Source organism: Quyinboa ferrireducens (assembly GCF_042436675.1).
Taxonomy (GTDB): domain Bacteria; phylum Bacteroidota; class Bacteroidia; order Bacteroidales; family UBA5342; genus JBHJHP01.
Window position 1 is genome coordinate 212,968 of sequence record NZ_JBHMVA010000004.1, and the last position, 21,704, is coordinate 234,671.

15 protein-coding genes and 1 tRNA gene are annotated in these 21,704 nt (G+C 39.8%); 10 read left to right on the forward strand and 6 right to left on the reverse strand.

The window, feature by feature from the left end; genetic code table 11:
• Together ACE01N_RS08960 and ACE01N_RS08965 are read left to right on the forward strand one after the other, a co-directional pair.
• Entirely contained in the window at positions 1 to 1,965 is a 1,965-nt protein-coding gene (locus ACE01N_RS08960) for a DUF3857 domain-containing protein (protein WP_380587358.1), read from the forward strand.
• Positions 1,966 to 2,139: 174 nt separating this feature from the next.
• Positions 2,140 to 3,237 carry a fatty acid desaturase family protein gene (locus ACE01N_RS08965; RefSeq protein ID WP_380587361.1) on the forward strand — a complete coding sequence of 366 codons (1,098 nt, stop codon included), beginning with the start codon at positions 2,140 to 2,142 and terminating at the stop codon, positions 3,235 to 3,237.
• Positions 3,238 to 3,268: 31 nt separating this feature from the next.
• Here the strand turns inward: ACE01N_RS08965 and ACE01N_RS08970 are convergent, their stop codons facing one another.
• A complete protein-coding gene (locus ACE01N_RS08970; protein WP_380587364.1) occupies positions 3,269 to 3,952 on the reverse strand; it encodes a hypothetical protein in 684 nt (227 codons plus the stop codon).
• Between the two features lie 123 nt (positions 3,953 to 4,075).
• On the opposite strand from ACE01N_RS08970, the gene ACE01N_RS08975 reads away from it, so the two are divergent.
• The 3 genes from ACE01N_RS08975 to ACE01N_RS08985 all read left to right on the forward strand — a co-directional run bounded on the left by ACE01N_RS08975 (position 4,076) and on the right by ACE01N_RS08985 (position 8,546).
• A complete protein-coding gene (locus tag ACE01N_RS08975; RefSeq protein ID WP_380587367.1) occupies positions 4,076 to 4,981 on the forward strand; it encodes a response regulator transcription factor in 906 nt (301 codons plus the stop codon).
• A 71-nt stretch (positions 4,982 to 5,052) separates the two neighbouring features.
• Positions 5,053 to 6,042, forward strand: a complete 990-nt coding sequence (locus ACE01N_RS08980) for a tRNA dihydrouridine synthase (RefSeq protein WP_380587370.1) — start codon at positions 5,053 to 5,055, stop codon at positions 6,040 to 6,042.
• Positions 6,043 to 6,116: 74 nt separating this feature from the next.
• The gene (locus ACE01N_RS08985) at positions 6,117 to 8,546 is read left to right on the forward strand and encodes a DUF5916 domain-containing protein (RefSeq protein WP_380587373.1); all 2,430 of its coding nucleotides are present in this window, start codon (positions 6,117 to 6,119) and stop codon (positions 8,544 to 8,546) included.
• Here the strand turns inward: ACE01N_RS08985 and ACE01N_RS08990 are convergent.
• Together ACE01N_RS08990 and ACE01N_RS08995 are read right to left on the reverse strand one after the other, a co-directional pair.
• Positions 8,543 to 8,716: a hypothetical protein gene (locus tag ACE01N_RS08990; protein ID WP_380587376.1), complete on the reverse strand. Its 174-nt coding sequence runs from the start codon at positions 8,714 to 8,716 to the stop codon at positions 8,543 to 8,545. The two genes, ACE01N_RS08985 and ACE01N_RS08990, sit on opposite strands and share 4 nt — an antisense overlap.
• 6 nt (positions 8,717 to 8,722) lie before the next feature.
• Positions 8,723 to 9,760, reverse strand: coding sequence for an endonuclease/exonuclease/phosphatase family protein (locus ACE01N_RS08995; protein WP_380587379.1), 1,038 nt, complete (start codon positions 9,758 to 9,760; stop codon positions 8,723 to 8,725).
• A gap of 141 nt (positions 9,761 to 9,901) precedes the next feature.
• Between ACE01N_RS08995 and ACE01N_RS09000 the strand changes: the two genes are divergently transcribed.
• From ACE01N_RS09000 to ACE01N_RS09010, 3 genes are read left to right on the forward strand one after another with little or no spacing between them, the layout of a single operon-like run.
• On the forward strand, positions 9,902 to 12,646 hold the full coding sequence (locus tag ACE01N_RS09000; protein ID WP_380587382.1) for a hypothetical protein: 2,745 nt from the start codon (positions 9,902 to 9,904) through the stop codon (positions 12,644 to 12,646).
• Between the two features lie 46 nt (positions 12,647 to 12,692).
• Entirely contained in the window at positions 12,693 to 14,414 is a 1,722-nt protein-coding gene (locus ACE01N_RS09005) for a DUF5689 domain-containing protein (protein WP_380587385.1), read from the forward strand.
• A gap of 1 nt (position 14,415) precedes the next feature.
• Entirely contained in the window at positions 14,416 to 15,444 is a 1,029-nt protein-coding gene (locus ACE01N_RS09010) for an endonuclease I family protein (protein WP_380587388.1), read from the forward strand.
• Positions 15,445 to 15,547: 103 nt separating this feature from the next.
• Here the strand turns inward: ACE01N_RS09010 and ACE01N_RS09015 are convergent, their stop codons facing one another.
• From ACE01N_RS09015 to ACE01N_RS09025, 3 genes are read right to left on the reverse strand one after another with little or no spacing between them, the layout of a single operon-like run.
• A complete protein-coding gene (locus ACE01N_RS09015; protein ID WP_380587391.1) occupies positions 15,548 to 16,321 on the reverse strand; it encodes a TlpA family protein disulfide reductase in 774 nt (257 codons plus the stop codon).
• A gap of 19 nt (positions 16,322 to 16,340) precedes the next feature.
• The gene (locus tag ACE01N_RS09020) at positions 16,341 to 17,837 is read right to left on the reverse strand and encodes a DUF6029 family protein (protein WP_380587394.1); all 1,497 of its coding nucleotides are present in this window, start codon (positions 17,835 to 17,837) and stop codon (positions 16,341 to 16,343) included.
• A 1-nt stretch (position 17,838) separates the two neighbouring features.
• A complete protein-coding gene (locus ACE01N_RS09025; protein ID WP_380587397.1) occupies positions 17,839 to 18,312 on the reverse strand; it encodes a TlpA disulfide reductase family protein in 474 nt (157 codons plus the stop codon).
• 182 nt (positions 18,313 to 18,494) lie between these two features.
• On the opposite strand from ACE01N_RS09025, the gene uvrA reads away from it, so the two are divergent.
• A complete protein-coding gene (gene uvrA / locus ACE01N_RS09030) occupies positions 18,495 to 21,293 on the forward strand; it encodes an excinuclease ABC subunit UvrA (RefSeq protein WP_438826946.1) in 2,799 nt (932 codons plus the stop codon).
• A gap of 183 nt (positions 21,294 to 21,476) precedes the next feature.
• Positions 21,477 to 21,552: transfer RNA gene (locus tag ACE01N_RS09035), tRNA-Lys, on the forward strand.
• The last annotated feature ends 152 nt before the right edge of the window (positions 21,553 to 21,704 follow it).

Below are 21,704 nucleotides of genomic sequence, written 5' to 3' on the forward strand. Positions count from 1 at the left end.
ATGAAAAAAATTATCCTTTTAACACTTGTGGCCTTAACAGCACTGACATTACATGCTGAAAAGATTATTATGGAAATGGGAAGTGTAAGTATGTCTGAATTAAACATTATAAAATATGACAAAGACCCGGATGCTGAAGCACTGAAGATTTTTGATCTGGGGCAGTCCGAGTTTATTCAGGAGGAAGGACAGGGATTTATTTTACGCTTTAGGCGTCAGACAAGGATTAAGATTTTGGACGAGGCAGGGCTTGACTATGCTGAGGTTGAGATACCGGTATTTCGTACACGGGATACATATGAGTCCGTTGAGCAGATTAAAGGAGCTTCATACAGACTTGAGGATGGGCAACTTGTGAAATCCGAACTGGATAAAAAAGATGTACATATAGAAAAAGTAAATGAGTATTGGAGTATGTATAAGTTTGTAATTCCTGATGTAAGAAAAGGTTCAGTTATAGAGTATTCCTATGAGATCTATTCCCCACGAATCTTTTATTTAAAGGATTGGGAGTTTCAGTCCAGGATTCCAACCATGTACAGTGAATATATTACAAAGATGATACCGTTTTATGAATATGTTTATATATTAAAAGGCGCAACATCATTTGATGTGTACGAAAATAATGTGTCTTCATCAGAGAGGTATTTTGCCGGACTTAAATTTAAAGATAATATTTTTAAAGTTGGAATGAGAAATGTACCTGCTTTTCGTGATGAATCATTTATAACAACTAAAAATGATTATATATTATCACTTGATTTTCAGCTTGCCAAGATAAATTTTCCTCAGGGAGGAACCAAAGAAATCATGACAACCTGGGAAAAGATGGTTGAGGAATATGAAAAAGATCCGGAGTTTGGAAAGTTTATTACCAAATGTCAGAAATACGCGTCTAAAATACTGGACATGGACAAGGTGATGGCCATGAATCCGGAAGACAGGTTTGAATATATTGTAGATTATGTTAAATCAGGATACAGTTGGAATGGGTTTATTAGTAGATATGCATCGAAAAAGGTTAAAGAACTGGTTAAAGAAAAAAGAGGAGATGTTGCAGATATAAACCTGTTTCTGACCGGTTTGCTGAGAGCCAGTGGATTTGAGGCATATCCCGTATTTTTAAGTACAAGGGACAACGGTAAAATACACAGCAAATATCCATTTACTGATTTCTTTAATCACCTGGTTGTTTATGTTAAGGACGGTGACCTTTCTTACATGACTGATGGTACTGACTATCTGTGTGATGACCGTAGGATTCCGGAACGCTGTTTAAATGACAAAGGGTTAATTATAAAAAAGGGACCGGTTGAATGGATTAACCTGAATTCAAAGATTGAATCAGAATACCGCAGGAACCTCACTCTGAATGTTGATCCTGATTCAAGTAGTGCAGAGGTCATTATTATAGCGTCGGAATATGAAGCGTTGAGGTTGAGGAAAAAGATTGGCGGAGATGAAGATAAACTAAGAACTTATTATGAAGATGGTTTTGGTAACGATATTGACTCTGTTGTATTTATAAAAAATGCAAAAGAGAGAAATAAACCTTATCTGGCAGCATTTAAAAGTGACATAGAACTAACACAACTCAACGATAAAATTTATGTCGCACCTTTCCTGGCTTTTGCAGGGTCGGATAATCCTTTCAAACAAAAAGAACGAAAGCTACCTATTGATATGGTAAAGATCAGCAGGAATGAGTTTACATCAACCATAAAAATTCCTGATGGGTATGAAGTAGACTTTGAACCCATGAATAAAACCGTTGATAACAGTTTGTTTGAGTTCGATTACTCCATTCAACACGATGATAAAGCAAAGGAACTTAATGTAAAAATGATTTATAAATTTAAAGAGAAGGATTATCCTGCCACAGATTATAATAAGCTTAAATCATACTTTGAGATTATACTTGAAAAAGCGAATGAAAATATTGTGTTGAAAAAGTCAGAGGTGTAATGCTTCGTTTAAAACCTGGTTCATTAAAAATAAATTAGGTTATTTATTGATAAAATTATTCATTTCACAAAACATGCTGCGTTTTGGTGTGTTATAGTTGTGGACAGAGCAAAACTTCACATTTTTTTTTAAGATAAAGTTTTTGTTAGGTTTTAAACTAACACATCATTTTTTATGAGTAACAGCAGAATTAATTATGCAAATCATACTAAAACGGATTTTATTGATGATTTGCGATCACAGGTAAATGAGTATTTTAAAAACAGAAATATTTCAAAATTTGGAAATACAGGGATTAAAATTAAATCGGTTTTAATGATGGTACTCTATGGCGTTCCGTTTGTCTTAATGCTTTCAGGACTAATTACTTCCGTCTGGTTAATGTTATTGTTCTGGGGAATTATGGGAATAGGAATGGCCGGATTGGGTATGGTTCTGATGCATGATGCCAATCACAGAACATATTCTAAAAATCAGAAAATCAATGCATTCTTAGGAAATTCCCTATACCTGTTGGGTGGATTTCCGGCAACATGGAAATTTCAGCATAACACCTTACATCACGGTTATACTAATATTGATGGCTTTGACGGAGATATTCATACAACCGGTTATCTGCGCTTTTCACCTAACCAGCCGCATCATAAAATTCACAGAATTCAGCAATGGTATGCATGGTTTTTCTATACCCTGATGACAATATCATGGATCACAGTAAAAGATTTCCAGCAGCTATGGAACTGGAGAGATAATGAGCTCTTTGTAAAGAGTAATAAATCATATTCAAAGCTCTACAGGGACCTGATCGTTTCAAAAGTACTGTATTATGGTATTGCATTGGCTTTACCGATTATACTAATTCCTTTTGCCTGGTACTGGGTTTTTATTGGATTTTTGGTTATGCATATTGTGGCCGGATTTTCACTTACTATTATTTTTCAAACTGCACATGTGATGCCGACATCATCATTTCCGTTACCTGATGATAGCGGCAATATTGAGAACAGTTGGGCAGTGCATCAGTTGATGACAACAACTGATTATGCACCGAACAGCAGAGTATTTAGCTGGTTAATCGGAGGCTTGAATTTTCAGGTTGTACATCATTTGTTTCCGACGGTAAGCCATGTGCATTATAAAAATCTGTCGGAAATAGTTAAAAAAACAACGCGTAAATATCAACTACCATATCACGTTCAGTCCAGCTTTTTAAAAGCTGTTTACAGCCATTTTCTAATGCTTAGAAAACTTGGTAGAAATGTGTCTGCCTGAACTAAACTGTTTTTAGACGATCAGTAGTTGCTTATTCAAAATCATATTCTTCGGGAAACAGTTCCGGATGCTGGTTTAATGCACCCTGATACATGGTGGCAAAAGCAGCACTAACCCAAATAGAAGCCGGAAATACACCAACTATAAGCATAATAAGTCCGAAAATGATGATGAAAACAGATAGGAAGGCAAGCCCGAAAATGCGCCATCCAAATCCACGGGTAAGTTTCCAGCTGGTTTCAACAGCTTCGATGGCATCCATATTTTTATCCATCACAAGATAGGATACAAAAGCAAGCCGGCACGCTACAACAATACCCGGGATAATCAGCAAAATTGTTGCCATTCCTACCAGCATTGTTTTTAGCAGGTTCGCCAGAACAACATTCCAGTACCGGTCGAACCCCCTAACAATGTCTCTGATTTCAACTTCACCATCTCTTATGGCCTGAATATATATATAGTCGGCGCTGTAATGAAATGCAGGCCTGAGCAGAAAAAAGTAGACTGTTCCCACAATTATTCCAAAGAATTCTATGATAAACGGAATGTTCCAGTTTTCATGTTTGGCTGATGCATTTACCGGTCCGTCAATCAGCATAATTATAATAGAGACCAGAAATAAGGGCAGAAAGTATTGGAGCATTTTTTCCCATCCTTTTGATAAACTAAAGGAAACAGAAGGGTAGTACGATTTATAATCTATAATTTCCATGATTTTTTATTTCAAACTTAGGCTAAATTATGTTTGAGTTTTAACGACCAAAGTAGTGATTTACAAAAAAACTACTTTAGTAGTGTGCTCAATTGTAATATCTTACATACTTTTAGCTCATCAATGAATTATGAGTTACTGATCATATGGTTATTGTTTGTGTTCTGTGCTGCGTTATCAGTTACAGGAGTACTTTTGTTATTCCGGCTGAAACAAAAACATGAGAATGCTGACTTCAGACAGATACATTATGCGATGGTGCTGTTATATACATTCGGATTTTATGTATTGTGGGGAAGGCTATTTATCCGGATCATTTTACCGGAAACAAATTACGCAAACGACTATGATATTATTCAAAATGTGAATCAAGCCTTAGGAATTCCGTTTATGTTTGCTGGTTTTATATTGTTGGTTTATTGGATATTCAGCAATTCGGAGATTAAAAGAGGTACGTTAAAGTTGCTCATAGGTATACTGTTAATTTTAAGTCTTGCCGCTGCGCATTATTATGTGTATCACTATGATTTTTTCAATAATACGGTTCAGATTAACCAGGTATTAATTGCATTATTTGCGCTTTGGACTTCCTTGTCACTCTTATTTTTCTGTAAATGTATTCATTTCAATTTGCGTATAATTAATGCTGCCGGTTATGCATTGGTGGCTATAAGCAATCTGCTTCTGGTTTTTATATTCAGCGATCTGTTGATTGTATCTGTCGTTAACTTGTTCTTTTTCCTGGTAATGACGAGTTTTACAGTAGCCGTTTACTATGGTTTAAATATTAGGGTTGAACCGAAAGTTTCAGGGACATCTTCTGAGAGGATTTTTGCTAAGTTTGGTGTAACCCAACGTGAAAGGGAAGTGATTTGGGAAATTCGGAACGGGCTTACCAATCAGCAGATAGCAGATAAATTGTTCGTTACACTACAGACCGTAAAAGATCATAATTCAAGGATTTATCAGAAACTTGGTGTTAAGAACCGGACGCAACTGGTCAAACTTTTTAACGACGAAAAACACTGAAGCATTTTGTGTTTCAAACCATTCTGTATTTTAGTTGTTGATAATGACCTGAAACCGTATTTTTGCATCCCGTGAATAATTTCTGGAAAGACATAACAAAACCGGTTTTTGCACTGGCTCCAATGGAAGACGTAACCGATACAGCTTTCCGCGAGCTGGTTATGCGTATTTCCGAACCGGGAAAACTGCATATTCTTTTTACTGAGTTTACATCTGTAGACGGTATGAACCATCCTGTTGGACGGGAGAGGGTAGCCGAACGACTTGTGGTAACTGAAAGTGAACGACAGTGGTTGAAAAAAAGTGGTGTAAAACTCGTGGCACAGATCTGGGGTAAGGAACCGGAATTGTTTAACCGGGTCACGAAATACATCACGGAGCATTACAACTTTGACGGGATCGATATCAACATGGGGTGTCCTGTAAAAAATGTGGTGAAGAATGGTGCCTGTTCAGCGCTTATTGATCAACCGACACGGGCACAGGAGATAGTTTTGGCTGCAAAAGAAGCAACAGACCTTCCGGTCAGCGTTAAAACCAGAACCGGAATACGGCAGCATGATACGGAACGTTGGATCACGCAACTTTGTGAGGTAAAACCTGCAGCCATAACCTTGCATGGCCGTACACAAAAAATGATGTCAGAAAAACCGGCAGACTGGAACGAAGTGGCAAAAGGTGCGAAGGTTAGAAATCAGTTGGCGCCGGATATTCCTTTCCTTGGAAACGGTGATGTCTGGAGTTATGAACAGGGCGAAGAATACTGCAAGACCTTTGGCACTGACGGTATTATGATTGGGCGTGGTATTTTTCATAATCCATGGTTTTTCAATCCATCCAAAACAGATACTTCCAAAACAGAAAAACTGGAAGTGTTACTGAAACATGTTGATCTGTATGAAGCAGCTTGGCAGGGGAAACGAAACTTTAATATTCTGAAACGGTTCTTTAAAATTTATGCTAACGGCTTTGATAATGCTTCTGATTTGCGGGCACAATTAATGGTTTGTAATGAACCTGATGAAGTCAGAAAAATCATATTTCCTTTGCTGAATCACTAAGCCAAATTATGATTTATTTTCATCTCGTGTAACAATTTTACAGTGTGTACGTATTTAACTATGAACACACTACAATGAAAAAACTACTTATACTAATCCTCTCATTTTTTTTGGCATTGTCATATGCTGCAAATCCGGTTGATACAACTAAAAGAGTGGAGGCGCATTTAATTGAAAAGCCTTTAAAAATTGATGCGGTTCTGGATGAGGATTGTTACAAACAAGCCGTGCCTGCAACTGACTTTCTTCAACTCATGCCGTTTAACGGCAAGCCTTCCATGCAACCTACAAAGGTTTGGTTCTTTTATGATCAGACAGCAGTTTATCTGGGAGCTATGTTGTACGATTCAGCTCCGGATAGCATTTACAATTACGTGACGGAACGCGATAATATTGGGATGTCAGATTATTTTGGTGTGTATCTTGATCCGTATAACCAGGGACAACTGGCTTATGGATTTTTTATAAATCCAGCCGGTGTACAAACTGATATTAAAGCCATTAAAAAAGAACATGACAATGAGGACGGAAGCTGGGATGCCGTATGGGAGAGTAAAACAAGGATTACGGATAAGGGATGGATTGTGGAAATGAAAATTCCCTATTCGGCTTTACGGTTTCCGGAGCATAATACGGCCGACTGGGGAATGAACATGTTTAGACGAATCCGGCGATTCGACTCCAATAACTCATGGAATTTTGTGGATAGAAATGTCAGCGGTTTTATTCATCAGCAGGGCAGATTAGGGGGTATACAAGATATTAAGCCACCTGTGAGATTATCCTTTTCTCCGTATGCGGCAACCTATCTTGAATTTTCAGGATCAGAAAAACCTCACTTTTTGTACAAAGGTGGCCTTGATCTGAAATATGGCTTAAGTGAAAGTCATACGCTGGATATGATGGTTATTCCGGATTTTGGACAGGTACAGTCTGATGATCAGGAGCTGAATCTGTCTCCATATGAGCTTTATTTTGATGAGCGGCGTCAGTTTTTTAACGAGGGAACCGAGCTGTTTCAACGAGCCGATATTTTTTATTCCCGCAGGATAGGAGCAGCTCCTATTTTTGGAGATAAGGCAGGCGATGTGTTAAAAGAAAACGAAGTTGTAAATTCTTTACCCACCGAAACGCAACTTGTAAATGCGACCAAAATAACCGGACGTTCACCCAAAGGTCTGGCAGTCGGTGTTCTGAATGCGATGTCGTTGCCATCTGATGCTGAAATCCGTGATACGATAACGGGCGGGACAAGAAAAACCCGTGTTCAGCCTTTCACAAATTACAACGTGGTAGTTTTGGATCAGTCGCTAAAAAACAATTCTTACATCAGTTTTATCAATACCAATGTATCCATGGGAGGAAATCCGTTTTATGCCAATGTCAGCGGCACACAGTTCCTTATCCGCGACAAAAGTAAAACCTATGCGGTACAGGGATCAGCAGCGGTAAGCAACCGCCTGGAAGACGGAAAAACACAAACCGGTTTTAAAGCAAAACTGCAGCTTGAGAAAAACAGTGGAAAATGGCAGTATACGCTGTTGCAGAAGGTGATCGATAATAAATTTAATCCTAATGATTTGGGCTATCTGCGTCGCAACAACGAAGTGCATACCGAGCTCATGCTGCAACGTAACATTATTGAGCCATTCTGGATTTTTCGCGAAATGTTTACCCAAACCTGGTATTTTCATTCCAGAATTTACGACCCCTTTGTGCCGGCAGGAAATGAATGGGGCATTTACAATTCTGAGCAGTTTAAAAACTACTATTACATGGAATGGAATACCGGTTATAATTTTAAACACAACGATTATTATGAACCCAGGGTTGATGGTCGCTATTTTACCGAAGCGGGACATGCCTGGTTCAACCTGTTTCTAAGAACCGATAACCGGAAAACATTCACTTTTTGGGGTAGTATAAGTAATAGCAGGTACATAAAAAGCGATAAAAGAGAGATGGGGTATGACGCAGGTGTTAATTTGAAAGCCGGTAAAAGGCTGAACCTGGAATATGAGCTGGAGGTGAATAATATCTGGAATGACAGGGGGTATGTGGGGCAGAGCGAAGATGAGAGCTCTGTCTGGTTCGGGCGGCGCGATGTGGCGGAAATAACAAATACGCTGTCGGCTTCCTATGCGTTCAATAATGAACTGTCCATGCGTTTCAGAGCCCGGCATTACTGGTCATGTGCAAATTATCTGGATTACTATCTACTGAATACTGACGGTTCTCTGTCAGCCGATCCATCTTATTCCGATAATGAAGATGTTAATTTCAATGTCTTTAATATTGATATGTCGCTTCGTTGGGTATTTGCCCCCGGAAGTGAAATGTCTCTGGCCTGGAAGCTTAATTCACTGGATATATGTGATGATCTTATGAAAAGTTATTTTTCAAATCTTGATCATACGCTGAGCCTTTCTCAAACCAACAGTATTTCCCTAAAGGTGCTGTATTATATTGATTATAATACACTGGCTAAAAAGCACTACAACTAAGGATCCAGAGAAGCTTTTATCTCAGAAAGTCTATGTATCAGTGGTAAAATTGGAGCAATGGCTGCAGGGGCACGATAACCAAAGCGGATGTAATGGGATTTATTGTCCATTTTAACTTCAATCCATCTATCACAACCGTCTGAAGAAATATATACCCTTAAACGTTGCACAGAGTCTTACTTAACATATCTTTTCAACAAAATAAATACAGGAAAGTGGTCGCTGTAGCCATTAAGATAAGCTCCTCCCGCATGAGTACGCAATGGATAACCCTTATAGCGTCCTTCCTGTTGTTTCAGGAATTCTTCGTTATAAATAAAAGCCTTCTGAAATTCCAGTGAATTATCTTTGGGCTTGTACAATCCCGGAGAAATAATGATTTGATCAAACAGATTCCACTGATCTCTGTAAGCCAGAGATCCCATTCCCTTATTGAACAAAGTCAGCATAGGATTGTATAGCTGATCATTTTTCAGGTTTTTACTGTCAGTTGTATTCAGATACTTATGCACACTTTCGTTGATGGGATCATCATTGAGGTCACCCATAATTATGATTTTTGCTTCCGGATTATCCTTCATGATACTGTCGGAAATATGCCGTGTAAGAACTGCAGCACTGTCTCGCAAAGGACGACTGGATAGCTCTCCGCCGTAACGCGATGGCCAGTGGTTTACGATGATATTTATTTTTTCATCCAGTAAAAGCCCGCTGATAAGTAACTGATCCCTTGTTTTAAAATTGGGTTTGCTCTTTAAATGATACGGGTAGGGGTGAATATTGGTGGGCATGAAATATTCCGAACGGTACAACAGTGCTACATCAATTCCGCGTCTGTCAGGCGAATTGAAGTGAATGATCTTCCAGTTTTGCTGACTTAACGGTGCTGTATGAATGAGATCTTCAAGTACTTTTCTGTTCTCTATTTCACTGACACCCATAATGACCGGATGGCCATTTTTAACATTATCACCTATTCTTGATATGGCATAAGCCATGTTTTTCAATTTATTCTCGTACTTTTCTTCCGTCCATTTCATTCCGCCTTCTGGAAGGAACTCCTCATCATTGATGGTGGTGTCGTTTACGGTATCAAACAGATTTTCAAGGTTATAAAAACCTATGGAGACACGTTCAATCTTTTTTTGAGCGTTAGCTGACTGAACTGATAAGAAAAATCCTGCAGACAGGATAAGTGTTAAAATCCTAAACATGACTTATATTCGTTTTGTGTGCGATAAAAATAGTTATTTTCGTATGTTTTTTTAAAGATTCAAACAAACAATTTGAAAAAAGGTTGTTATTGTATAATTTAGTTCTCTTTTTTTAGAATACACTACTAATTAAATACACGTATGAGATTTTATTTTTTATTCCTTTCATTTCTCAGTCTGTCAATCCTATCAGCTCAGAACAGGGAGATCTCGGGAAAAGTTATTGACAATGAAAGCAGGCTTCCTGTTGCCTATGCCTTTATCACAATTGATGGAGTAGGCGATGTTGTTGCATCAGAGGATGGAACCTGGCAAATGAAAACAGATCAGGCCGGACAGCTTATTGTCTATGCAGAAGCCAGGGGATATACCCGGAAAACACTTATTCTGCCTGCTGATGAGAATTTTTTACTGATTGAGTTAACCAAAGATGAGTTTGCTGATATTTCCAAAGTGGATATGTCGCAGGTTGTGGTAACCGATGATGAAGATGAACTTGATAACCAGCAGTCAGCAAGTGGCATCCTTACATCTTCAAAGGATGTTTTTGACAAAGTCAGTTCGTATGAATTTGGAGTGATGCGTTTTAATGAACGTGGTCTGGATTCAAGGTATTATAACCTATGGTTTAATGGCGCGCCGATTAATGATATGGAAAGCGGGCGGGCTACCTATGGAATATTTGGCGGCTTGAATGATGCTGTACGTAACCAGGAAGTTGTAGGAGGAATGGCGAATTCCGATTTTGATTTCGGCCAGCTGGGTGGTTCAGGGTATATTTATACATCACCGTTTTTATATCGGACGGGACTAAAGACCACGCTTTCATCAGCCAACAGAAATTATCGTAACAGGGTAATGATGACGTATTCAACCGGAATGTTGAAAGGTAACTGGGCACTGACCGCTTCTTTATCTAAACGTTGGGCTGAAGAAGGATATGTTCCCGGAACATTTTACGATGCCTATGCAGGATTCCTGAGTGTTGGAAAAAGGTTCGGAACTAAACACGATATTACATTTACTGCATTTGCAGCTCCCTCCAGGAGTGGAAGAAATTCGGCCATAACAAAGGAAGCAGCTGAACTGACAGGTACAAACTATTATAATCCATATTGGGGTTACCAGAACGGTGAAAAAAGAAATACAAGGGTTTCTTCCTATTTTGAGCCAACCGGAATACTGAACTATAAATGGCAGATCAGTGATAAAACAAAACTGACTACCGTGCTTTCTTATGCTTGGGCCAAAAATGGTTACAGTGCTTTGAACTGGTTGAGAGGAAAAGATCCCAGACCTGATTATTACCGGTATTTTCCGAGTTATTATAAGGATAATGAGATCAATTATAACATTGTTCGCTCTTACTGGCTAACACAACCGGATGTGACGGGACAGGTTAACTTTCAGAATTTGTACGACATTAACAGACGTGCAACAACTATTTCCGGAGTAAACGGGAATCCCGATGAAACGTTCACTGGTCTGGTTTCAAGTTATATCATAGAGAACAGAGTAACCGAAAAGAATACGGCCTCTGCCAATATGGTTTTAAATCATGAGCTTTCAGAACGTTTAAAACTAAATGCCGGAGCCACTTACAGGTATTACGATGGTCGCCATTACAACGTTGTGGAAGACTTACTGGGAGGAGAATATTTTTATGATATAGACAAGTTTGCGGAACGCGATTTTCCTGATCCGCAAATTGCGTACAACGACCTGAATAATCCAGGACGTTTACTTAAAGTAGGCGACAAATATTCTCACGATTATTCAGCTAATGTAAGAAGCTGGGAAACCTGGGGAGAACTGGCTTATAATTCAATTAGCATTGATGCTTTTCTTTCGGCAAAGTTATCAGGGACTGAATTCTGGCGGACCGGTTATACGCGTAAAGGTTTATTCCCGAATGACTCTTACGGAGACAGCAAACATTCCAGTTTCCTGAATTATGGTATCCATGGTGGAGTGGATTACAAGATAAACGGACGGCATATTTTACGTGCCAATGCTATGTATATGACGCAGGCGCCATATGTAAGAAATGCATTTGTTTCTCCAAGAACCCGAAATCAGATTGTGGACGGGCTGAAAAGTGAGGTCATTTATGGTGGAGAAGCTTCGTATATTTTCCGTCTGCCTTCACTCACAGGTAGGATCACAGGATATTACAACAAGTTCGAGGATAATACAGAAGTTGTGTCCTTTTATCACGATGCTTATCAGAACCTGCTGAATTATATTTTAACAGGCATTGATTCCCGTCATCGTGGCATGGAGTTGGGATTTGAATATACCATTACAGATGGCTTAAAAACCAGTGCAGTGGTTTCTTTAGGTGAATATATCTATACTTCAAGACCTACAATCCAGGCGTATGTAGACAATCAGGCAGCACTTGTGGAAGAAGAATCAGGTGTAGTTTATGCCAAGGGATTTTATGTGCCGGGAACACCGCAGACTGCTGCATCCTGGGGTATGGATTATCGTGGATCCAAAAACTGGTGGGCAGGATTTAATGTCAATTACCTGGCAGACCGCTATCTTGATTTTAATCCGGCCAGAAGAACAACAAATGCGGTTCAGGGCTTGAATTTGAATGATCCGGCCGATTATGCACTCTATCATCAGATAATTGATCAGGAAAGGATTAGTGATGCATATTATACCAATGTCTTTGTTGGAAAATCATGGTATTTGGGTAAATATTACCTGATTGCTTCCCTGAATGTCTCAAATGTATTTAATAATCAGAATATCGTAACGGGAGGTTATGAACAGTACAGATTTGATTATGCAGGAAAAGATCCGAATAAATATCCAAATAAATATTACTATGCTTACGGGCGCAACTATTTTTTAAATGTTAGCCTGAGCTTTTAGTTAAGACATAAGACAAAAGATTTAAGACGCTGAAAATATTAGAACAATGAAAAACTATAAAACACAAATGAAACAGGTTATCTTCATGACATTACTGGCTTTACTGTCATGGTCGTGTATTCACGAGAATTTTGATGAGCCGCCGGTTGCAAAAACTTATGATTTTGAAGCGAATACCACCATTGCTGAACTGAAGGCAATGTACGATGCTGATAAGGATACCAACCAGATTGAAACAGATGTCATATTAAAGGCAACAGTTATTTCCAGTGACGAATCTGGAAATATTTACAAAAAACTTATTCTGCAGGATTCAACCGGTGGAATAGAATTTCAGATTGACCAATATGATCTCTATATAGAATATCCGCTGGGTGCAGAGGTGCTTGTAAAGTGTAAGGGATTGTATATTGGTAATTATGCCGGTGTAATCCAGATGGGGAGTTCTGTTGAAACTTCCGGTAACTTTACAAATATTGTAAGAATGCCTCCCGTTATGCTTCCTGATGTATTTTACCTGACCGGTACATATTCCACGCCGGTTCCTGATACCTTAACCTTAAGTCAGTTATCTGATGAGAATGTCAATACTTTAATTGCATTGAAGGATATGCAGTTTATTGATGGTCAGGCAGGAAATGCAACATATGCAAATGCGGTTGATCCAACAACATCAAGAAATCGCAGCGTGGTTGAAAATAAAACCGGCAGTACTATTTTACTGCGAAATAGTGATTTTTCTTCTTTCGCCGGAGATACTTTACCTGAAGGAAGCGGCGTTCTGGTTGCTGTATATGGTGTATTTAATGCAGATCAGCAGTTATTCATCAGAGATACCAAAGATGTGCAGTTTGATCAGCCTCGCTATACCGGATCTACCGGTGGAGGTGAAGAACAGGGAACCGGAACAAAAGATGATCCGTATAATGTGCAGAAAGCCATCAACAATCAGGGCAGTACTGTTTGGGTTGAAGGTTATATCGTTGGGTGTTTAAATGGGCTTAATACAAGCACTGCGGCGTTTAGTTCTCCATTTGAGGTAAATTCCAATATTTTATTAGCCGACAATCCTGATGAAACAGATGTTAACAATTGTGTGCCAGTACAGTTACCTTTTGGCGATATTCGTACAGCATTGAATCTTTCTGATAATGCAGGCAATCATAAAAAACAGGTGATAGTTAAAGGTGAATTGACAGCATATTTTGGTGTTCCTGGCATTAAAAATGTAAACGGTTACTGGATGGACGGTGCCGGTATTGATCCGGATTATGTACCGGAAGGACAAATCTATAGTCAGACTTTCTCCGGTAATATAGACGCGTTTACGGCGTTTAATGTATCAGGTTCAGCAGAATGGAATTATGGTACATTTGACGGTGGTTGTGCTGTTGCAAATGCATATCAGCAGGGAGCTAATGAGGATTGGCTTGTTTCTCCTGCCATTAATACAGCAGGTTATGCTACCGTGACGATACAGGTGCGTCAGGCAATGAATTATATTAAAACGAATGGATGGGGCGATTGTCAGGTTTTAGTGTCGAATGATTATGATGGGACATCAAGTCCGGATCAGCAGGGAACATGGAATCTGATAGAATTCAATACTAAACCTGCAGGTAGCGACTGGAATTTTGTGGATTCAGAGAATGTTGACATTACTTCGTATTCAGGCGGAAATATCTATGTAGCACTAAAATATTTATCTACTGCAACCGAGGCTGTGACCTGGGAAGTAAGTACTGTATCGGTTAACGGATCGAATTAAAATGCGAAGAATTGTTTTATTGGGGGTATTGCTGGTAGGATTGAGTTGGGTTCAGGCACAAATACCCGCCGGTTATTATGACGGAACTGACGGTTTATACCGTGAAGCTCTGCATAGTAAACTGCATCAGATTATAAAGGGGAATAAGGTTTTTACTTATGGCGATGCCCGGTATATTCTGGATGAAACGGACAGAGATCCGAATAAAAGCAGCAATATCATATTGGTATATGGTGGATACAGTGTAAGCAGCACCTGGGATTACGGGAATACCTGGAATAGAGAACATGTATGGGCCAAGTCGCACGGCGATTTTGGTACCGATGACGGACCCGGATCGGATCTGCATAACCTGAAACCCGCTGACGCTACGATAAACGAGGACCGCTCCAACAAGGATTTCGATGAAGGAGGGTGGCAGGAAAGTGACTATTCTCCTCCTGCAGGTTATTCAACGCCTTATAAAACGGATTGCTATACAACCGATCAGACCTGGGAGCCCCGCGATGAAGTGAAAGGAGACATTGCCAGGATTATTTTTTACATGGATGTGCGCTACGACGGCGATGATGGGTTCCCTGATTTACAGGTCGTGGAAAAAGTGCCTTCGATCACTGCCATTACGCCAAATCAGCCTTATCACGGTAAGTTGAGTACCTTACTGAGGTGGAATGAAGAGGATCCGCCGGACGATTTTGAACGTAACCGGAATGATGTGATCTACAGTTATCAGAATAACCGGAATCCGTTCATAGATCATCCTGAATTTGTGAATGCAATCTGGGGCGAAAATGCCGCTGTTGATCAGTTGGAAAAATCGACCGACAGGGTTTATTATTCAAGAGGTAACGTGGTATGTGAAAATAACAGCATTGAATCCAAATCGTTACAGGTCTTTAATCTGGCAGGAAAACAGATTTATAGTTCCAGTATTGCCGCAGGGAAGACTGCTGATATTCCAACATCGGGATTTCCTGTACTGGTTATTGTAAAGCTGGGTGCTAAAGCAACGAAAGTAGTTATTGATTAAAATTATAAATTCAGGGTGCGACTTAATGTTGCACCCTGATTATTATTTCAAATGGTAAACAATAGTCCCCTCGTTGCAATCAGAGGGAGTAAATAACAACTTTTTATCTTACCGACATCAGTCTGGATTCTGATCTGTCTCCGGATCGGATACGGTAAAAATAAATGCCGGATTTCAACCCATCATTTTTAAATATGACTTTATGGTCACCAGCCGGATAATATGCCTCCGTTAATGTTTTTATATTTTTGCCGGACAAGTCAAACACCTCAATTTTAACATCATTTCCGGTTTCCAGCTGAAAAGGTATTGTAGTGCTTTCCCTGAACGGATTTGGATAGTTCTGTTTCAATGCTTCTGATGTTGTCTCTTTTACTGGTGTTGCCTGATTATTCAATGCTTCCTGTATGGCACTTTTCGTTTGTGTGATAGTGCTGCTGGCACCGGACGTTCCAATATATTTGAATTTACCGTCGGCACCGATAACAATAAGCCTGTCATACGTTGTTTCCCAGCTGCTTGCAACCGGACCACCCTTTAGAAACATGGTCATATCCAGTGAAGTTGAATTTTTAAAATTCTGAACCTGTGCAGCACTTCCGTTCCAGGTATCTATTCCGATGGCTACAAAGTCCGGATTATCCTTAAAAGCTTCAAGGATTTGTGATTTCACCTGTGGTGCAGCACCAATACAGTAGGGACAGGCATAACCGAACATGAATACAAAAACAACCTTCCCGTTGTAATCCGTTAACATGCCGTTACCACCGGTAAGTTTATCCAATGTAAAATTAGGTGCGGTTGATCCGATATCTTTAGCCGGCAGCGATATGCTCACCAGAAAGATAATTGTAAAAAGTAAAGCTAAACGTTTCATAATGTATTAATTTTAAATGTTATAATTTTAATATCCATCGTAATTCAATACCTTTAAAATCCAGCACTTCGTAACAGATTCCTGCGGTGCAGGCGGGACCGCCACGTCGTTCTCCCGCAAAAAGCTGAAGGATGTTTCTGCGGTCAGGCCGGTACGACAGGCTCAATCCCGGGAAAAAGTGACTGGTTTCTATTTCTGCTGTATTGGAACGGTCCGCAGCAACCGGATCATCCGTATATTCCAGGACAAACGTGGCAGAAAATGTGGTTGACATATTTACCGCCAGACTGCCAAACAGATTATGGTACATACTGGCAGCGCTGTTTGGAAATTGCCGCTTCAACCACTGTGCTTCCGATTCGAAGGACAGGCTCCATTCTGAACCCAGATAGTGTGTATAATATATTCCTGTGGTATAGCGTTCCGGTTCAAACCTGATTTCATCTCCGGAATAATCTGCAAATAGCTTTAGTTGGTTCGATTTACATAGTGTAGCATACCATTCCACAAAATATTCAAAGGAACTAAAGTTGTCGTAGAGTTTATTGATGGTTCTGGAATGGTTCACCGTAATTAATTGCTGGTCAGCTGGTGCAAAAAACAGTTCCACCTGATAGCCGCTTTCATTATTCAGATCCGGTACATGGGTGCTTCGGTTCAGTAAACGATAGGAGTGTTCCTTGACTAATGTTGGCGGATCCGAAAAACCGGAACCGATGAAAAAGTTGTGGTAATCCTTTAACTCTGCACTGATCCCGAATCCCGGAATGGAATACGTCACATTAAAATAAGCGCCGTATTGACTGTCCATGGATGTGTTAAAATACGATTGATCCGAACCAACGGCAGATGCATATTCGCCGTAATAACTGATATTTTGCGCAACAGAACCACCGGTATACAGGCTTAGAAAATTTTGGGTCATATCATTGAACACGGAATTCATGACAACAGATCCGAAATAAAACGATTTGTAAAATCCCTGTGCCTCTCCTGCATTTATATAATTTTCCCTACGCTTATCGCTGGTTATGGGCAACTGGTTATTAAGCATTTTCCCTGTCAGGGCTTTTACTGAAAACCACTGATCGGTATAGCCTGCATAAGCACCCAGAAAATCTTTATAAAACCCTTGTTTAACCCGGTAAACCTGATCCTCATAAACGGCATTACTTATTTCATATCCTCTGAAGAGGAGTCCTTTGCCCAACGTTTCGTAATAGTTTCCCAGTTTTATGTCAAGACCACGTCTTCTGTAATTCAGCATAAACTGCGATATCTTTTGGTAATCACCGCTAAGTGAGTCAGGTGAGTAAAACTGTTCAATGCGTAGGCTGGCTTTTAATGGTTTCCAGCGATACTGAAGGCTAAACTGATCATAGAGGGTGTTGAGGTTTTCAGGTTCTGTTCCCGGAATATTGCCATGCTGGTATTCTGCTAAATGATACAGAGACAGCTGTCCGAGCGTTTTCAACGGAAAAGATAACAGCAATATGGGAATAACGAACCTGGCCATCTTACAAATGTTTTTCAATTTCTTCCTTTATTTTTTCCTCGTCACCCGGCGTGAATCCTTCGTGCGTGTAAATCAGTTTTCCTTCAGAATTAAGGATGCAAAGCGTAGGCATCACACTTACGTTCAGTTCATTTTTCAAATCCTCGTCCATATCAAATAGAACAGGATATGTAATTTTAAGAGAACTGAGCAACGGTTTTACTTTTGAATGGTTTCTGGGACTGTCCACACTTATTCCAATTACATTTACACCTTTATTTTTATAGCTTTCATAAATGCTGTTGATCTTTGGCATCGCATTCAGACAAGGCTTACACCAGGTTGCCCAGAAATCGATGATGGTCAGTTTTTCTCCCAGTTGATCCTGAAGATTTACCCACTTATTGTCCGTTGATTTCATTTCTATATCAACGTTTTGAGCCCGTATTTGTGCCGTAAAAAGAAACAGAAACAGGACGATTAACAGTTTGCCCATAAAATATAATTTAGACTGTGTTTAAATAATAGACGTAAGCTGATTGAATTTCTTACAACCAATGGCAATTTTTTTTGAGAGGAAGAGAATATAGTCCTGAAGACGTTTAAACAATAAACCCTTTGGATGTTTTGTACGTTATGAAACCGATCTTAGTTATATTTGTGGTTTATTTCAGGACGATGTCAGAAAACGAAAATCAATACATTCATATAAAGGGAGCAAGGGTTCATAACCTTAAAAACGTTGAAGTTAAAATTCCAAGAAGAAAGCTTATAGTTATTACCGGTTTGTCGGGTTCCGGGAAATCTTCTTTAGCTTTTGATACGTTATATGCAGAAGGGCAGAGGCGTTATGTAGAAAGTTTGTCGTCGTATGCCAGGCAGTTTTTGGGGCGTATGAATAAACCGGAGGTGGATTTCATAAAAGGTATTCCACCGGCTATTGCGATCGAACAAAAGGTGAATACCCGAAATCCAAGATCCACAGTTGGAACCTCAACCGAAATTTACGATTTTATGAAATTATTGTTTGCCCGGATTGGAAAAACATATTCTCCGGTGTCCGGTTCTGAGGTGAAAAAAGATAATGTGGAGGACGTTGTGGATTACCTTATGGCCTTTGATGAAGGCACACGCTTTGCCATCTATTCTCCCCTGATTATACCAAAAGGACGTTCTTATGCCGAACAGCTGGATATCCTGAATAAGCAGGGATACAGTAGAATAGAACGCGGTGGAGAACTTTACAGCATCACTGATGAACTGGAAACTGAAAGCCACAGAACTATTAAATGTTCGGAATGTTTGATCCTGATTGACCGGATGGCTGTGAGCAATGATCAGGATTCTCTGAGCCGTATTCGCGACTCTGTGGAAACTGCATTTTTTGAAGGCAGGAAGAATTGCATTGTAAAGGTATATCAGGGAGATGACATCATTGAAAAACCTTTTTCGCACAGATTTGAAGCCGATGGCATGGAATTTATTGAGCCCACAGAAGAGATGTTCAGCTTTAACAATCCATTGGGTGCCTGTCCCGAATGCGAAGGCTTTGGTAAGGTTATCGGGATTGACGAGGATTTAGTGATCCCCAATAAAAATCTGTCTGTGTATGACGATGCCGTGGTGTGTTGGAAAGGGGAGAAAATGAGTGAGTGGAAAGATGAGTTGGTCTATAATGCTTCAAAGTTCGATTTTCCGGTTCATACACCTGTGTTTAAGTTAACACCAGAACAACGGAAACTGCTTTGGACAGGTAATAAATATTTTCACGGACTGCATAAATTCTTTAAATATCTGGAATCTAAACAGTATAAAATTCAGTATCGCGTGATGCTGGCACGCTACCGGGGAAAGACTACCTGCCCGTCTTGTAATGGCACCAGGCTGCGAAAAGAAGCATCGTATGTTAAGGTTGGCGGTTATGCCATGAACGACCTGGTTAATTTATCCATTCGTGATCTGCATGAGGTGTTTAACAGCATCGAGATTGATGAAAAGGACCGTAAGGTTGCCAAACGCCTGTTACCTGAAATTCAGAACCGTCTGCAGTTTTTGCTGGATGTCGGTTTAGGTTATCTGACCCTGAATCGCTTATCCAATACCTTATCAGGTGGAGAATCTCAGCGCATTAACCTGGCAACATCGCTTGGAAGCAGCCTTGTCGGGTCTATGTATATTCTGGATGAACCATCTATCGGTTTGCATTCACGTGATACCAAACTGTTAATCGGCGTGCTTGAGAAGCTTAAGGAGCTGGGAAATACGGTTATTGTTGTAGAGCACGATGAAGAGATTATTGAAGCCGCAGATTATATTATAGATATTGGTCCGGATGCCGGACGTTTGGGCGGTGAAATCACCTTTCAGGGTGAACCGGATAAATTGACCGGAGTAGATTCCTACACGGCAAAATATATGACGGGAGCCGAGGTTATTCCTGTTCCGGTACATCGCCGGAGGTGGAATAATTTTATCGAAATAAAAGGAGCACTTGAGAATAACCTGAAGGGCATAGATGTAAGGTTTCCATTAGGTGTAATGACTGTGGTGACAGGTGTGAGTGGTTCTGGTAAATCATCGTTGGTCAAAAATATTTTATATCCTGCACTGAAAAAATTGTATGGCGGATCGGCTGATAAAACAGGTGAGCATGCATCCATTGAAGGTGATATTCATATGTTGAAGGATATTGAGTTTGTGGATCAGAATCCCATTGGAAAATCGTCCCGTTCCAACCCGGTAACGTATCTGAAAGCTTACGATGAGATCAGGGCTTTATATGCGTCTCAGAAAGCATCGAAGATTAATGGCTTTAAACCGTCTCATTTTTCATTTAATGTGGATGGCGGACGATGTGATGAATGCCAGGGCGAGGGCGAAATAACAATCGAAATGCAGTTTATGGCTGACATTAATCTGCCTTGTGAAACCTGTGGTGGAAAACGTTTTAAGGAGGAAATTCTTGACGTGAAGTACAACGATTTGTCCATATACGATGTGCTGGAGTTAACCGTTGATGAAGCTATAGATTTTTTCAAATCAGGAAAAGGATCAACCGAAAAGAAAATTGTAAAAAAACTGTTGCCGCTTCAGGAAGTGGGGCTTGGATATATTAAATTGGGACAGTCGTCCAGTACCTTGTCTGGTGGTGAAAGTCAAAGGGTGAAACTTGCTTTCTTCTTATCCAAAGAGAAACCTGATCCAACAATGTTTGTCTTTGATGAACCAACTACAGGCCTGCATTTTCATGATATCAGTAAACTGCTGGAAGCGTTTAATGCCCTGATTCGGAGAGGGCATTCTGTTCTGATTATTGAACACAATATGGAGGTTATAAAATGTGCCGATCACATTATCGATCTTGGTCCCGAAGGCGGTGATATGGGCGGCAGTCTGGTTATAACAGGAACACCTGAAAAAGTAAGTAGGGATGAAATTTCTTATACCGCAAAATTTCTCGCAAAAAAATTGAATTAACAAGATGCTGAAAAGCAGGAATTTAGTTTTGAGTAAGTAAATATTTTCAGAAAAATTGAGAGGATTTATTTGTGAGTAATATGAATTAATATATCTTTGCACCGCCTAACACAAAAAGGGCATTCCGCTTAAAAGCCGTTGTGGCTAAGGAAAGCAAAAAGTGAAGGGTGAAAAAAATGTGTAGACTCAGTAGCTCAGCTGGTAGAGCACATCCCTTTTAAGGATGGGGTCCTGGGTTCGAACCCCAGCTGAGTCACCACACAAAGAGACATTCAAATTTTGGATGTCTCTTTTTTTATGGATTTACCAATGGGGTGAGAAATCTATGCCGACAAAACGAAGTTTTCATCGGTAAGCCTCAGCTGAGTTACGCTAAACAGTGTCTAAAGTAAGTTGAGTTTTGATTTTTTC

Bases quoted from the DNA above. Each gene is read 5' to 3' on its own strand.
- uvrA (WP_438826946.1), top strand. From the start codon at position 18,495: ATGTCAGAAAACGAAAATCAATACATTCATATAAAGGGAGCAAGGGTT.
- ACE01N_RS08975 (WP_380587367.1), top strand. From the start codon at position 4,076: ATGAATTATGAGTTACTGATCATATGGTTATTGTTTGTGTTCTGTGCT.
- ACE01N_RS09005 (WP_380587385.1), top strand. From the start codon at position 12,693: ATGAAAAACTATAAAACACAAATGAAACAGGTTATCTTCATGACATTA.
- ACE01N_RS08985 (WP_380587373.1), top strand. From the start codon at position 6,117: ATGAAAAAACTACTTATACTAATCCTCTCATTTTTTTTGGCATTGTCA.
- ACE01N_RS09025 (WP_380587397.1), bottom strand. From the start codon at position 18,312: ATGGGCAAACTGTTAATCGTCCTGTTTCTGTTTCTTTTTACGGCACAA.
- ACE01N_RS09010 (WP_380587388.1), top strand. From the start codon at position 14,416: ATGCGAAGAATTGTTTTATTGGGGGTATTGCTGGTAGGATTGAGTTGG.
- ACE01N_RS09000 (WP_380587382.1), top strand. From the start codon at position 9,902: ATGAGATTTTATTTTTTATTCCTTTCATTTCTCAGTCTGTCAATCCTA.
- ACE01N_RS08960 (WP_380587358.1), top strand. From the start codon at position 1: ATGAAAAAAATTATCCTTTTAACACTTGTGGCCTTAACAGCACTGACA.
- ACE01N_RS08970 (WP_380587364.1), bottom strand. From the start codon at position 3,952: ATGGAAATTATAGATTATAAATCGTACTACCCTTCTGTTTCCTTTAGT.
- ACE01N_RS09020 (WP_380587394.1), bottom strand. From the start codon at position 17,837: ATGGCCAGGTTCGTTATTCCCATATTGCTGTTATCTTTTCCGTTGAAA.
- ACE01N_RS08965 (WP_380587361.1), top strand. From the start codon at position 2,140: ATGAGTAACAGCAGAATTAATTATGCAAATCATACTAAAACGGATTTT.
- ACE01N_RS08995 (WP_380587379.1), bottom strand. From the start codon at position 9,760: ATGTTTAGGATTTTAACACTTATCCTGTCTGCAGGATTTTTCTTATCA.
- ACE01N_RS09015 (WP_380587391.1), bottom strand. From the start codon at position 16,321: ATGAAACGTTTAGCTTTACTTTTTACAATTATCTTTCTGGTGAGCATA.